Origin of the sequence: Planotetraspora thailandica, assembly GCF_016863335.1 — a bacterium.
Taxonomy (GTDB): Bacteria; Actinomycetota; Actinomycetes; order Streptosporangiales; family Streptosporangiaceae; genus Planotetraspora; species Planotetraspora thailandica.
In genome coordinates, this window is the sequence record NZ_BOOR01000018.1 from 174,905 (window position 1) to 187,958 (window position 13,054).

Sequence of the window (13,054 nt, forward strand, 5' to 3'; positions counted from 1 at the left end):
GCAATCGACCCCCGTTGGCGGTTCCATGGAAGCGGGGGAGCCGTGTAATCATTGTGTACGATTATGCTAGTTGACTAATTTAAGCCATTCTGAGCTTTTTTGGCGAAAAGTACGGTTGATTGAAGTCTTGCCCGGATGATCCCCCGGCGTCCGGGCTCCGGGAGGCCGGCGCGAGGCGGGGCATAAGGTGGCCGCGTGGAAGAACCGCTGGTTGGACGGATGCGTGAGTTCGGCACGACCGTCTTCGCGACGATGACGAAACTGGCTGTGGACACAGGGTCGATCAACCTCGGCCAGGGTTTCCCCGACACCGACGGACCGGCCCGCATGCTGGAGCACGCCGTCGAGGCGATCAGGAGCGGACGCAACCAGTACCCGCCCGGCCCGGGCGTGCCCGAACTGCGGCAGGCGGTTTCCGGCCACCGCAAGGACTGGTACGGCCTGGCCTACGACGCGGACGAGGTGCTCGTCACCGTGGGGGCGACGGAGGCGATCGCATCTGCGGTGCTCGCCGTCTGCGAGCCGGGCGACGAGGTGATCGTTTTCGAGCCCTACTACGACTCCTACGGCGCGGCGATCGCGCTCGCCGGTGCGGTGCGCAGGCCGGTGACCCTGCGCGTGGACGCCGGCCGCTTCACCTTCGACCCGGCCGAGCTGGCGGCCGCGGTGGGCCCACGCACGAGGGCGATCCTCGTCAACTCCCCACACAACCCGACGGGGACGGTGTTCACGCGGCAGGAGCTGGAGACGGTCGCCGACCTCTGCCAGGAGCGCGATCTGATCGCGATCACCGACGAGGTGTACGAGCACCTGACGTACGACGGCGTGGAACATGTGCCCCTCGCCACGCTTCCCGGCATGCGCGAGCGCACGATCATGATCTCGTCCGCGGGCAAGAGCTTCAGCGTGACCGGCTGGAAGACGGGGTGGATCTGCGCGCCGCCCGCGCTGGTGCGGGCCGTCCAGACCGTCAAGCAGTTCCTGACGTTCACCTCCGGCGCTCCCTGGCAGCTCGCCGTCGCCTACGCCCTGCGGGAGGAGATGGACTGGGTGGCGGCGCAGCGGGCGGCGCTGGAGGCAAAGCGCGACCGGCTGATGACCGGCCTCCAGGCGGCGGGCTTCGAGGTGCTGCGCCCCGCCGGCACCTATTTCGTGCAGACCGACATCCGTCCCCTCGGGTTCGACGACGGGCTGGAGTTCGCCATGCGGCTGCCCGAACTCGCCGGAGTGGTCGCCATCCCCACCCAGGTCTTCTACGACCGGCCCGAGCGCGGGCGCCACTTCGTCCGGTTCGCCTTCTGCAAGAAGGACGAGGTGATCGACGAGGCCGTCACCCGGCTCCAGCGGCTCGGCTGACCTGCGGCCGAGAGCGGCCGACTCCCTGAAACGCGGCTGTGAGACGCCTGTGAGGTGCTTGCATAGTGCTGCCAGGGCTTTAATCGGACGTTAAGGTTTCAGGGTCATGAATTGGAAGCGCAAGGTCAATTCGAAGATCGTCGGCCTGACCGGCTACACGATCAAGCGGCCGACGTCGATTCCCGAGATGTTCAGGCGGATGCCGGACGACGAGGTGCGGCCTCCCGCCGACCCTGCGGCCGACCGGCTGCTGCCGGATCCCGTGTTCCTGATGTCGTCGGTTCGCTCGGGGTCGACGTTGCTGCGGGTCATGCTCGACCGCCACCCGCAGATCCACGCCCCGCACGAGCTTCACGTGCGCCGGCTGTCGGTGAACCTGCCGACGGATCCGCTCCGGCAGGCGATGACGACCCTGGGGCATACGCACAGCGACATCGAGCACATCCTGTGGGACCGCATCCTGCACCGCGAGCTCGTCCGGAGCGGCAAGAGCATCCTCGTGGAGAAGACGCCGAGCAACGTCTTCGCCTGGCGGCGCATCTCGACGTGCTGGCCGGACGCGCGCTTCGTCTTCCTGATCAGGCATCCGATGTCGATCGCCCAGTCGTGGGCCGAGGCCGACCCGGAACGGCGCTCGCTGGAGGAGGCCGTCCCGCACACCCTCAACTACATGACGTACCTGCAGAACGCCCGGCGCCGCCTGCCCGGGCTGACGGTGCGCTACGAGAGCCTCACCGAGAACCCGAAGGAGGAGCTGGGCCGGATCTGCGACTTCCTCGGCGTACGGCTGGAGCCGTCCATGCTGACGTACGGCGAGGGACGGAGCGAGGAGTTCGTCAAAGGCATCGGCGACTGGCGGGAGAAGATCCGGACGGGCTCGGTGCAGCGGGGCCGGGAGCTGCCCGATCCGAAGGACGTCCCGGAGGAGCTCCACGACATCAGCCGCATGTGGGGCTACATGTGAGGCCGGGTCAGTCCCGGTGCTGGTGGATGGCCCGGGTCAGGACGTAGGCCAGGTTGACGATGGCGATGACGCCCAAGACGAGCATGAGGCCGAACGTGCCCGGCACGTTGGAGGACACGATCGCCACCAGGGGGATGGACAACGCCAGCGAGCCCAGGCCGAGCGTCATCTGGGCCCAGTCGAGCGGCGGGCGCTTGGACCTCTTCTCGGCCAGCCGCGAGTCGATCACCGCGTTGACCCGGTCCACGAGGGACTCGGCGAGCTCGAGCTCATATTGCGGGCCCAGATCGCGGCGGGCGGCGAAGGCCGCGCCCACTTCGTTGGCTTCCAGCTTCTCTGGTCTTACGGATTCTGGGGGCATGCGCTGATTCTGCCGCCATCCCGATCCGAGCGGAAGATCCCCGCCGTCGGCGGGCGTGTCGGACGACGCCGATGTTGGAACGTGCCGAAAGGGAAGGCTTGCCGAAGGATGGGCGGCGGGTGGGCGACATTCGCCAATGAAGGGCCGTCACCGGCTGGATAGTTTCGCGATGTGGGCGGACGCATACTGATCGCACTGGGCGGCAACGCGATGACGGCACCGGACGGCAGCGCCTCGCCCGGTGACCAGCACCGGGCGATCGGCCAGGCCATGATCCACGTCGCCGGTCTCATCAGGGCCGGGCACCAGGTGATGATCACCCATGGCAACGGCCCCCAGGTCGGCAACATCCTGCTGAAGAACCAGCTCACCGCACACGTGCTGCCGCCCGTGCCGCTGGACTGGTGCGTCGCCCAGACGCAGGGCACGATCGGCACCCTCATCATGAACGCGCTCGAGCGCGCTCTGGCGCCCGATCCCGCCCGGGTCGCCACGGTGGTGACCCGCACGCTGGTCGACCGGGACGATCCCGCCTTCCTCGACCCTGTCAAGCCCATCGGCCAGTACTTCGAGGAGGCGGAGGCGCGCCGCCTGGAGACCCAGGGGCAGACGTGGCGCCGGTTCGAGCGCGGCTGGCGCCGGGTGGTGGCCTCGCCGGAACCGCTCGAGATCCTCGACGGCTCCGCCGCGATCGCGCTCATGGAGGCGGGATACACCGTTGTGGCCGCGGGAGGCGGGGGAGTGCCCGTCGTCCGGGGCGCCGACGGCGCCCTTAACGGCGTCGAGGCCGTCGTCGACAAGGACCTGGCCGCCGCCGTGCTGGCCGCGGCCGTGTACGCGACCGACCTGATCATCGCGACCGACGTGCCCAACGCCGTCGTCGGGTATGGCACGGCCTCGGCGCGGCCCATCGAGGAGATCACCACCGCCAGCCTGAGGGAACTCTACAGAGAGGGCCACTTCGCCGGCGGCAGCATGGGGCCGAAGGTCGAGGCGGCGTTGCGTTTCGCCGAGAACGGCGGACGCCAGGCGGTGATCACGTCGCTGGAGCACATCGGCGACGCGTTGTCAGGAAATATCGGTACAAGGGTTATCAGAGGGGTGGAGAGGTAGATGCCGGATCCGATCGAGGTGCGGAAAGTCGCCATCGAGAGCGTCACGGACGCCTCCGGGCTGGCCAAACTGATCGACGACGGGGTGATCGAGGCCGACCGGGTACTCGCGGTCGTCGGCAAGACCGAGGGCAACGGCGGGGTCAACGACTACACCCGCATTCTCGCCGACCGAGCCTTCCGCGAGGTGCTGGTCGCCAAGGGCACCCGGACCGAGGAGGAGGTCAAGCAGGTGCCCCTCGTCTGGTCCGGCGGCACCGACGGCGTGCTCAGCCCCCATGCCACGATCTTCGCCACCCTCGACCCGGCCACGGCCGTGCAGACCGACGAGCCGCGGGTGAGCGTGGGCGTGGCGATGAGCGAGGTCATCCTCCCCGAGGACATCGGCAGGCCGGCGATGGTGGAGAAGGTCGCCGCCGGCGTCCGGGAGGCCATGAAGATCGCCGGAATCGACGACCCGGCCGACGTGCACTACGTGCAGACCAAGACCCCGCTGCTCACCCTGTCCACGATCACCGACGCCAAGGAGCGCGGCCAGACGGTCGTCACCGAGGACACCCTCAAGTCGATGGACATCTCCAACTCTACGACCGCCCTCGGCATCGCCGTGGCCCTCGGCGAGATCGAGATGCCGTCGGCCGAGCAGATCCACAAGGACCTGTCGCTCTATTCGTCGGTCGCCTCGTGTTCGAGCGGCGTCGAGCTCGACCGGGCCCAGATCGTCGTGGTCGGCAACGTGAGGGGCATCGGCGGGCGCTACCGCGCCGGTCACTCCGTCATGAAGGACGCCCTGGACGCCGACGGCATCTGGGAGGCCATCCGCGACTCCGGCATCGAGCTGCCCGAGCGGCCGCACCCGAGCGACCTCGGCGACCGCCTGGTCAACGTCTTCATGAAGTGCGAGGCCGACCCCTCAGGCCGGGTGCGCGGGCGCCGCAACATCATGCTCGACGACTCCGACGTGCACTGGCACCGGCAGATCAAGGCCACCGTCGGCGGCGTCGCGGCCAGTGTGACCGGCGACCCTGCGGTGTTCGTCTCCGTCGCCGCCGTGCACCAGGGGCCTTCCGGCGGCGGTCCGGTGATCGCGATTTCCGACCTGTCCTGACCGGCCCTCACGCCCCCGGGTAGGCTGCGGATCGTGCCCGCGATTCCGCAGCCTTTGCGCCCTGACGACGACGGCGGCACGGACGCTGCGGTCGCCTCCGCCCTGGCGGGCCTCCAGGCCGGTACGGCCACGGCCGCCGACGTGCTCGCCGCGATCAGCGAGGCCCGGCTGCTGGTGCCGGTCGTCGCCCTGCTCACCGAGTCGGAGGTCGGGGAACACGGGCTGAAGCAGGAGAAGGAGAGCGAGATGGCTCTCCCCAAGCTCGTCGGCAAGGACGGCAGGGAGGCCGTCCTCGCCTTCACCGGCGCGGAGCCGATGCGCAGGTGGCGGGCCGACGCCCGGCCCGTGCAGGCGACGGCGCCGCAGGTGGCCCAGGCCGCCCGGCACGAGAACGCCGCCGCGGTGGTCGTCGACGTCGCCGGGCCGGTGCCCTTCGTGATCGAGGGCGGGATGCTCGCCGCGCTGGCCACCGTTGAGGAGGCCAAACGCGATGCCTCGGCCCTCGACCGGCTGGCGCAGGACGTGCCCGGCGTCACCGTGGCCCGGCTGCGCGAGCGCCCCGGCCGATGGTGGTCGCGGCGGCGTCGCGGCTAGGCGGCCGCGATGGCCCTCCTGGTCGCCGCCGCCGTGGTCTTCGGGCTGGTCGCGGGTTCGTACGGCCGCGCCCTCGCTGACGGGTTCGCCCCGTATCGCGACCGCACGGACGATGGCGACGCCGACCGGGACGAGCACGGCGACCGGGACGCGGGTGAGGATGCCGGCGAAGAGGCGCTGAAAAAGGCCTGGGAAGAGGCGAGGAAGGCCGCCAGGGAAGAGGCGCGGGCGGCCTTCGCCCAGGCGGTGAGGACGGTGCCTGTTCCCCGCCGGCCGTACCTGGTGGAGGCCGCGACGGCGCTCGCCGCCGGTCTGGTGACCTGGCGGCTCCTGGACGTCTCGGCGAGCGGCTGGCTCATCGCCGCGTGGCTCTACGCGGCGGCCGCCGGGGTCGCCCTGGCCGTCGTCGACTGGAGGACCCAGCGGCTGCCCGACCTGATCACGCTGCCGTCCTATCCGATCGTCGCGGTGCTGATCGCGCCCTCCGGGCACCTGGGCCAGGCGGCGCTGTGGGGGCTCGTCTTCGGCGGTTTCTACGCCGTGATGTGGTTCATCCGCCCGTCCGGGATCGGGCTGGGCGACGTCAAGCTCGCCGGGATCATCGGCATGCTGACGGGAGCGTTCGGCTACACGACCGCGGCCACCGCGGCCGTCGGCGGTCTGGTCCTCGGCGGGATCTACGGGATCGGGCTGCTGGTGACGAGGAGGGGTGCCCGGACCAGCGAATTCCCCTTCGGCCCGTTCATGCTCGCCGCCGCACTCGTGGCGGTGCTGGCCCGCGTATGACACATGGAAGACTTGTCTCCATGTTGCGCTGGTTGACGGCAGGGGAGTCACACGGCCCCGAGCTGATCGCGATCCTTGAAGGCCTTCCCGCGGGCGTGGCGGTGACCACGGCCGACCTCGACGAGGCGCTGCGCCGCCGCCGTCTCGGCTATGGCCGCGGAGCGCGTATGGGCTTCGAGCAGGACGTCGTGACCATCTCCGGCGGCGTACGGCACGGCCGTACGCTGGGCTCGCCCGTCGCGATCAGGGTCGGCAACACCGAGTGGCCCAAATGGGAGACGGTGATGGCGGCCGACCCGGTCGACCCTGCGCTGCTGGAGGGGCAGGCGCGCAACGCGCCCCGCTCGCGCCCCCGGCCAGGCCACGCCGACCTCGCCGGAATGCAGAAGTACGGCTTCGACGACGCGCGCCCGGTGCTCGACCGGGCCAGCGCCCGCGAGACCGCCGCCCGCGTGGCGCTCGGGCAGGTCGCCCGCAGCTTCCTCAAGCAGGCGCTCGGCGTCGACATCGTCAGCCACGTGGTGGCCATCGGCGAGGCGAGCGCGCCCCGAGACGTCGTGCCCGGCCCCGGCGACATGGCGGCGGTCGACGCCGACCCGGTGCGCTGCGTGGATCCGGACGCGAGCGCGGCCATGGTGGCCGAGATCGACAGGGCGCACAAGGACGGCGACACCCTTGGCGGCGTCGTCGAGGTCCTCGCCTACGGCCTGCCTCCGGGCCTGGGCAGCTACACCCACTGGGACCGGCGCCTGGACGGCCGTCTCGCCGCCGCGCTGATGGGCATCCAGGCGATCAAGGGTGTCGCGGTCGGCGACGGCTTCGAGACCGCGCGCCGGCGTGGATCGCAGGCGCACGACGAGATCGAGAACACCGCCGGCGGCGTCCGGCGGATGACCAACAGGGCGGGCGGCGTCGAAGGCGGCATGAGCAACGGCGAGCCGCTGCGGGTCAGCGCCGCCATGAAGCCGATCTCGACCGTTCCCCGGGCCCTCGCCACCATCGACGTGTTGACGGGGGAGGCGGCCAAGGCCCACCACGAGCGTTCTGACGTGTGTGCGGTGCCGGCCGCCGCGATCGTCGCCGAGGCGATGGTCGCGCTGGTCCTGGCGGACGCCGCCGTCGAGAAGTTCGGCGGCGACTCCGTCGAAGAGGTCGCCCGCAACCTGGCGGGCTACCTCTCTTCCATGGTGATCAAGTAATAGGGTTTGTGATCATGAGTTCGGCCTCTCATCAGCCCGTGGTGGTCCTCGTCGGGCCGCCCGGATCCGGCAAGTCGACGATCGGGCAGCTCCTCGCGGAGCGTCTCGGGGTGTCCTTCCGCGACACCGACACCGACGTCGAGACGGTCGCGGGCAAGCCCGTGAGCGACATCTTCGTCGAGGACGGCGAGGCGAAATTCCGCGAGCTGGAGGCGGAAGCCGTACAGGCCGCGCTGACCGGCCACGACGGCGTGCTGTCGCTGGGCGGCGGATCGGTCCTGCACGAGCCGACGCAGGAGCTGCTCGCCGGTCAGCGGGTCGTCTATTTGCAGGTGGGTCTCGACCAGGCGGTCAAGCGGGTGGGGCTCGGCTCCGCCAGGCCCCTGCTCGTGCTCAACCCGCGCAGCCAGCTCAGGAAGCTGATGGAGGAGCGCCGCCCGGTCTACGAGCGCCTCGCTGTGATCACGGTGAAGACCGACGATCGTGAGCCAGGTGACGTGGCGGACGAGATCGCGGGGACGTTGTGACCGCGACGCGCATCACGGTGAGGGGCGACAGCCCCTACGACGTCGTGGTGGGCACCGGCGTGCTGGGCGAGCTGCCCGGCCTGCTGAGCGCCGGCGTGCGGACGGTCGCGGTGATCCACCCGGCGAGCCTGCCCGAGATCGCCCGCCCGGCCTGCGGCGTTCTGGAGGCCGCCGGCTACGAGGTGGTCGCGCTGCCCGTGCCCGACGGCGAGGAGGCCAAGACCATCGAGGTCGCGGCCGGGTTGTGGTCGGCGCTCGGGCGCTACGGCGTCACCAGGTCCGACGCGGTCGTGGGCGTCGGCGGAGGCACCGCCACCGACCTCGCCGGGTTCGTCGCCTCGACCTGGCTGCGCGGGGTGGAGGTCGTCCAGGTCCCGACGACGCTGCTGGCCATGGTCGACGCGGCCGTCGGCGGCAAGACGGGCATCAACACCCCCGAGGGCAAGAACCTGGTCGGCACCTTCCACACGCCCCGCGGCGTGCTGTGCGATCTGGCCACGCTGGTGAGCCTGCCGCGCGAAGACTACGTCGCCGGGCTCGCCGAGGTGATCAAGGGCGGCTTCATCGCCGACCCCACGATCCTCATGCTGATCGAGGACGACCCGGCAGGGGCGTGCACCCCCGAGGGCGCCCACACCCGCCAGCTGATCGAGCGGAAGATCCAGGTCAAGGCCGACGTCGTCGGCGCCGATCTGCGCGAGAGCGGCCTGCGGGAGATCCTCAATTACGGCCACACGCTGGCCCACGCGATCGAGCGGGTCGAGCACTACCGCATCCGGCACGGGGAGGCCGTGGCCATCGGCCTGGTCTACGCGGCCGAGCTGTCCCGGCTCGACGGCAGGATCGGCACGGACGTCGTCGACCGCACACGCTCGATCCTCACGTCGGTCGGGTTGCCCACGGCCTACCGCAGGGAGGCGTGGCCCGAGCTGCGCGACCACATGCGGGTGGACAAGAAGAGCCGTGGGGCCAAGCTGCGCTTCGTGGTGCTCGACGACATCGCCAAGGTCTCCCGCCTGGAGGATCCCTCCGAAGAGCTGTTGGAGGCCGCCTACCAGGAGGTCGGCCGATGAGGCCCGTGCTCGTGCTCAACGGTCCCAACCTCGGACGGCTCGGCAGCCGGGAGCCCGACGTGTACGGCGCGCAGACGTTCGACGACCTGTCGGCCCTGTGCCGCGAGACGGGCCGCGAGCTGGGCCTTTCGGTCGAGGTGCGGCAGACCGACGACGAGGCCGAACTGGTCGGCTGGATCCACGAGGCGGCCGACTCCCGCACGCCGGTCGTGCTCAACCCCGCCGCGTTCACCCACTACTCCTACGCGTTGCGCGACGCGATCGCCCAGCGCACCGCGCCGCTGGTCGAGGTGCACCTGTCCAACCCGAGCGCCAGGGAGGAGTTCCGCCACACGTCGGTCGTGGCGGCCGTGGCGACGGGCACCATCGCAGGTTTCGGCATGCGGTCATATGAGTTGGCACTCCGCGCGATCGCTGATACTGGTGAGTAACGACTGATTCGCGGAGCAAGGCGGGGTTGATGGGTTACACCTCATATGTCGCAGTGGGAGATAGTTTCACCGAGGGCCTGAACGACCCGCTCGAGGGCGGATACGACGGCCCTGACGGGGTGACGCGGTTCCGGGGATGGGCCGACCGGGTCGCGGAGCGCCTGGCCGAGTCGGAGCCCGGTTTCCGCTACGCCAACCTCGCGATACGCGGCAAGCTGATCGACCAGATCGTCGAGGAGCAGGTGCCGGTCGCCGCCGCGATGAAGCCGGACCTGATCAGTTTCTGCGCCGGCGGCAACGACCTGCTCCGGCCCGGAGCCGACCCCGACCGCATGGCCAAGAAGTTAGCCTCGGCCGTGCGTGACCTGCGTGCCAGCGGTGCCGACGTCCTGTTGTTCACGGGCATGGACCCCCGCGACACCCCGATCATGCGACGGGCGCGCGGCAAGTTCGCGATCTTCTTCATGCACCTGCGTGCGATCTCCGACCTGTACGGCTGCCACCTCGTGGACATCTGGTCCATGCAGCCGCTGCGGGACTGGCGGGCGTGGAGCGACGACCGGCTGCACCTGAACGCCGAAGGCCACCGCATCGTGGCGGCGAAGGTGCTCGACGTGCTGGGCGTGCCGACCGACGAGTGGCGGGTGACCTGGCCGCCTCGCCCCTCGGTGGACCCGAGGGCCAAGCGGCGCGAGGACGTGCAGTGGGTGCGCGAGCACCTGGGCCCGTGGGTCGGCCGCCGGGTGCGCGGGCGTTCGTCCGGTGACGGGCTCGAGCCCAAGCGCCCGGATTTGACCACGTTGGCGTAGCCGTAACCGCCCGGCCCCTCGCCGGGAAAACGCTCTCACACCGTAGGCTGCCGGCATGCGCCTGACGGACATTCGCGTGTATCCGATCAAGTCTGCGGCCGGATTCCAGCGTGAGAGCGCTCTCGTGTACCCGTGGGGGCTGGACGGCGACCGCCGGTGGGCCGTGATCGGGGAGGACGGCGAGAACCTGTGGCTCGGCGAGTTCCCCCGGATGGTCTCGGTGACGGCCCGCGGCCTCGACGACGGCGGCCTGGGGTTGGCGGCCCCGGGCCTGCCCGGCCTGAGGGTCTCTCCGGCGACGGGACGGGCGGTGCCGGTCGGGTTCTCCGGACTCGACCGGGCCGTGCTCGCCGACGACGCCGCCCACGCCTGGTTCACCGAACTCCTCGGCTGCCCGGCCCGGCTCGTCTGGCTGGACGATCCGCGCCGCCGGTCCATCTCGGCCAGGCACGGCGGCCTGCCCGGAGAGGTCGTCAGCTTCGCGTGGGACGCCCCACTGCTGCTCACCTCGGAGGCGTCACTGCGCCGTCTCGACGACTGGATCGCCGAGACGGCCATGGAGCGCCAGGAGGAGACTCCCCGGCCGCTGTCGGTCGCCCGCTTCCGGCCCAACGTCGTGATCGGAGGAGCCGAGCCGTACGAGGAGGACGGCTGGACGGAGGTCCGGATCGGCGAGGTGGACTTCCGCGTTTCGGAGCGCTGCGACCGCTGCGCGGTGACCACGATCGACCCGGAAACGCAGGTCAAGGGCAAGGAGCCGCTGCGCACGCTGGCCCGGCACCGCCGGTGGGACGGCAAGACCTGGTTCGGCGTGCGCCTCGTTCCCAAAAGCGCCGTCCCCAACGACGCCGTCGCTCCTGAGGACGGGAACCCGGGGGCAGGCGCGATGATCCGTGTCGGAGACCCCGTCACGCCCCTGCGGTGATGCGGCACGGCGTGGACCCTCGCGCGCGGCGCTTGGCGGCCTTGTTAGATCGCGGTTCAGGACAGGTTCGCCCGGTGTACAAGGGCCATGGGGAGCCCTGGTCTCCTGCTCGTCCCTAACGTTGGGCCCGCTCGTGCAGGCCGGTGATCGGAATGCCGGGACGCGTGTCAGGAGAGGGCCATGACATTGAGAAGACGACGGATGGCGGCATTCGCCGTGGCGCTGTTCACGGCCGCGATGCTCCCCCTGGGGTCGGCGGCGGCGGCGTCGGCGTCCGCGACGACGGACGGGCGAAGTGCCACAGGGCACGAACGACTGCGGGTGATGACGCTCAACATCTTCTACGGGGGTGACGACCTCGATCTGAAGACGGGCGATTTCTGCGCCGTGGCGAACGGCTGCCCGCAGTCGCTCGTGCAGATCGAACGTGCCATCAAGCAGGCGCGTGCCGACATCGTCGGGATCCAGGAGCCGGAGCGGAACGTCGAGAAGATCGCGTCGGCGCTCGGCTGGTACGGCAGCAACCGGGCCCACGTGATGTCCCGGTTCCCCATCATCGACCCGCCCGGCGGCGACGGCGTCTACGTATTCGTCGAGGTCGCTCCCGGCCGTGTCGTGGCCGTCGCCAACACCCACCTGCCGTCCGACCCCTACGGCCCGTACCTGGTCCGGGACGGCGGCACCGTGAAGCAGGTGCTCGATCTGGAGCGCAAGACCCGCCTGCCCGCCGTGCAGAACCTGGTCAAGGTGCTCCCCGCGCTCGCCCGCGAGGGCATCCCCGTCATGCTGACCGGAGACTTCAACAGCCCCTCGCACCTGGACTGGACGCCCGCCGTCGCGGCCAAGCGCCCCGAGGTCCGGTATCCGGTGAAGTGGCCTGCCAGCAGCGCCCTCGCGGCCGCGGGACTGCGGGACACCTATCGCGAGGCGCACCCGGATCCTGTCGCCGTCCCCGGTTTCACGTGGACTCCGGGCAGCCCCGAGGCCGACCCGCACGAGGTGTTCGACCGCATCGACTGGGTGCTGACCGCCGGTCCGTCCCGCACGGTCGACAGCACCGTGGTCGGCGAGAAGGGCGGGCCCGACGTCGGCGTGGGCCTGTCGCCCTGGCCGACCGACCACCGGGGAGTCGTGTCCACGCTGGACGTCGTGCCGTCGGTGCCGCCGGCTCTGGTGTCACCGGCCACCCGCCGGGTCACGATCGGCGGAGACCTCCCCGTCGCCTACCACGCTCCCGGCCGGCAGGGCGAGCGCGTGGCGCTGCTGGACGGCAAGGGCCACGTCGTGACCTCACGACCGACGGGTCCGAAGTTCGACGGCACGGTCATCCTGCCGACCAGGGGGCTGCACCGCGGTGCCTACGCCGTCGCCCTCTTCTCCGGCGGCAAGGTGATCTCCAAGGCCCAGGTCTGGCTCTATCTCCCAGGCGAGCCGACCAAGGTGCAGGTCGGCAAGAGCCGCTACAAGCAGGGCGAACCGATCGAGGTCAGCTGGTCGAACGCACCGGGCATGGGACTGGACTGGGTCTCGGTCTACGCCTGCCCGGCAGGCACGTGCACGGACACCTCCGAATACCTCGTCTACGCGTACACCGACTCGGAGATCGAGGGCCACACGGTGATCGGGCCGACGTCGATCGGAGCCGACTCCTCGTGGCCGGTGCCCCCGGGGCAGTACGTGGTGCGACTGCTCCCCGACGACGGACTGGTCTCGGTGGCTCAGTCGGCCGTCTTCAGCGTGACCGGCAAGTAGCGACCGGCTGCGGCCGGCGCGGGGACGCCCGGCCGGCCGCACACCTCGTCACGCCTC

At 70.6% G+C, this 13,054-nt stretch carries 14 protein-coding genes; 13 read left to right on the forward strand and 1 reads right to left on the reverse strand.

Going from position 1 to position 13,054, the window contains the following annotated elements:
• The first annotated feature begins 195 nt into the window (after window positions 1–195).
• Both Pth03_RS14820 and Pth03_RS14825 read left to right on the forward strand, forming a co-directional pair.
• The gene (locus Pth03_RS14820) at window positions 196–1,356 is read left to right on the forward strand and encodes a pyridoxal phosphate-dependent aminotransferase (RefSeq protein ID WP_203944820.1); all 1,161 of its coding nucleotides are present in this window, start codon (window positions 196–198) and stop codon (window positions 1,354–1,356) included.
• Window positions 1,357–1,462: 106 nt separating this feature from the next.
• A complete protein-coding gene (locus Pth03_RS14825; RefSeq protein WP_203944821.1) occupies window positions 1,463–2,320 on the forward strand; it encodes a sulfotransferase family protein in 858 nt (285 codons plus the stop codon).
• Window positions 2,321–2,327: 7 nt separating this feature from the next.
• Here Pth03_RS14825 and Pth03_RS14830 read toward each other — a convergent pair whose 3' ends face one another.
• The gene (locus Pth03_RS14830) at window positions 2,328–2,681 is read right to left on the reverse strand and encodes a hypothetical protein (protein WP_203944822.1); all 354 of its coding nucleotides are present in this window, start codon (window positions 2,679–2,681) and stop codon (window positions 2,328–2,330) included.
• Window positions 2,682–2,852: 171 nt separating this feature from the next.
• Here Pth03_RS14830 and Pth03_RS14835 point away from each other — a divergent pair, with 171 nt between their 5' ends.
• The 11 genes from Pth03_RS14835 (at window position 2,853) to Pth03_RS14885 (ending at window position 12,997) form a co-directional block, all read left to right on the forward strand.
• Window positions 2,853–3,794: a carbamate kinase gene (locus Pth03_RS14835; RefSeq protein WP_239119043.1), complete on the forward strand. Its 942-nt coding sequence runs from the start codon at window positions 2,853–2,855 to the stop codon at window positions 3,792–3,794.
• Entirely contained in the window at window positions 3,795–4,901 is a 1,107-nt protein-coding gene (gene bar, locus Pth03_RS14840) for a barbiturase (protein WP_203944823.1), read from the forward strand. It begins immediately after the preceding gene.
• A 33-nt stretch (window positions 4,902–4,934) separates the two neighbouring features.
• Window positions 4,935–5,495, forward strand: coding sequence for an SseB family protein (locus Pth03_RS14845; RefSeq protein ID WP_203944824.1), 561 nt, complete (start codon window positions 4,935–4,937; stop codon window positions 5,493–5,495).
• A 9-nt stretch (window positions 5,496–5,504) separates the two neighbouring features.
• On the forward strand, window positions 5,505–6,281 hold the full coding sequence (locus Pth03_RS14850; protein ID WP_203944825.1) for a prepilin peptidase: 777 nt from the start codon (window positions 5,505–5,507) through the stop codon (window positions 6,279–6,281).
• 20 nt (window positions 6,282–6,301) lie between these two features.
• Entirely contained in the window at window positions 6,302–7,480 is a 1,179-nt protein-coding gene (gene aroC / locus Pth03_RS14855; RefSeq protein ID WP_203944826.1) for a chorismate synthase, read from the forward strand.
• Between the two features lie 14 nt (window positions 7,481–7,494).
• Window positions 7,495–8,007, forward strand: coding sequence for a shikimate kinase (locus Pth03_RS14860; protein WP_203944827.1), 513 nt, complete (start codon window positions 7,495–7,497; stop codon window positions 8,005–8,007).
• A complete protein-coding gene (gene aroB / locus Pth03_RS14865) occupies window positions 8,004–9,080 on the forward strand; it encodes a 3-dehydroquinate synthase (RefSeq protein WP_203944828.1) in 1,077 nt (358 codons plus the stop codon). Before Pth03_RS14860 ends, aroB begins: the two co-directional genes overlap by 4 nt.
• A complete protein-coding gene (gene aroQ / locus Pth03_RS14870) occupies window positions 9,077–9,511 on the forward strand; it encodes a type II 3-dehydroquinate dehydratase (protein ID WP_203883120.1) in 435 nt (144 codons plus the stop codon). The genes aroB and aroQ overlap by 4 nt, the downstream gene beginning before the upstream one ends.
• 29 nt (window positions 9,512–9,540) lie before the next feature.
• Window positions 9,541–10,320, forward strand: coding sequence for an SGNH/GDSL hydrolase family protein (locus tag Pth03_RS14875; protein WP_203944829.1), 780 nt, complete (start codon window positions 9,541–9,543; stop codon window positions 10,318–10,320).
• A 55-nt stretch (window positions 10,321–10,375) separates the two neighbouring features.
• Window positions 10,376–11,245, forward strand: a complete 870-nt coding sequence (locus tag Pth03_RS14880; protein ID WP_203944830.1) for an MOSC domain-containing protein — start codon at window positions 10,376–10,378, stop codon at window positions 11,243–11,245.
• 180 nt (window positions 11,246–11,425) lie between these two features.
• Window positions 11,426–12,997 (forward strand): endonuclease/exonuclease/phosphatase family protein, encoded by a 1,572-nt coding sequence (locus Pth03_RS14885; protein WP_203944831.1) that lies wholly within the window; start codon window positions 11,426–11,428, stop codon window positions 12,995–12,997.
• Window positions 12,998–13,054 lie beyond the last annotated feature (57 nt).

What these genes read in the sequence shown, in the direction of transcription:
- Pth03_RS14875 (WP_203944829.1), top strand. Translation starts at nt 9,541, where the DNA reads ATGGGTTACACCTCATATGTCGCAGTGGGAGATAGTTTCACCGAGGGC.
- Pth03_RS14850 (WP_203944825.1), top strand. Translation starts at nt 5,505, where the DNA reads ATGGCCCTCCTGGTCGCCGCCGCCGTGGTCTTCGGGCTGGTCGCGGGT.
- Pth03_RS14860 (WP_203944827.1), top strand. Translation starts at nt 7,495, where the DNA reads ATGAGTTCGGCCTCTCATCAGCCCGTGGTGGTCCTCGTCGGGCCGCCC.
- aroC (WP_203944826.1), top strand. Translation starts at nt 6,302, where the DNA reads ATGTTGCGCTGGTTGACGGCAGGGGAGTCACACGGCCCCGAGCTGATC.
- Pth03_RS14830 (WP_203944822.1), bottom strand. Translation starts at nt 2,681, where the DNA reads ATGCCCCCAGAATCCGTAAGACCAGAGAAGCTGGAAGCCAACGAAGTG.
- bar (WP_203944823.1), top strand. Translation starts at nt 3,795, where the DNA reads ATGCCGGATCCGATCGAGGTGCGGAAAGTCGCCATCGAGAGCGTCACG.
- Pth03_RS14825 (WP_203944821.1), top strand. Translation starts at nt 1,463, where the DNA reads ATGAATTGGAAGCGCAAGGTCAATTCGAAGATCGTCGGCCTGACCGGC.
- Pth03_RS14880 (WP_203944830.1), top strand. Translation starts at nt 10,376, where the DNA reads ATGCGCCTGACGGACATTCGCGTGTATCCGATCAAGTCTGCGGCCGGA.
- Pth03_RS14885 (WP_203944831.1), top strand. Translation starts at nt 11,426, where the DNA reads ATGACATTGAGAAGACGACGGATGGCGGCATTCGCCGTGGCGCTGTTC.
- aroQ (WP_203883120.1), top strand. Translation starts at nt 9,077, where the DNA reads ATGAGGCCCGTGCTCGTGCTCAACGGTCCCAACCTCGGACGGCTCGGC.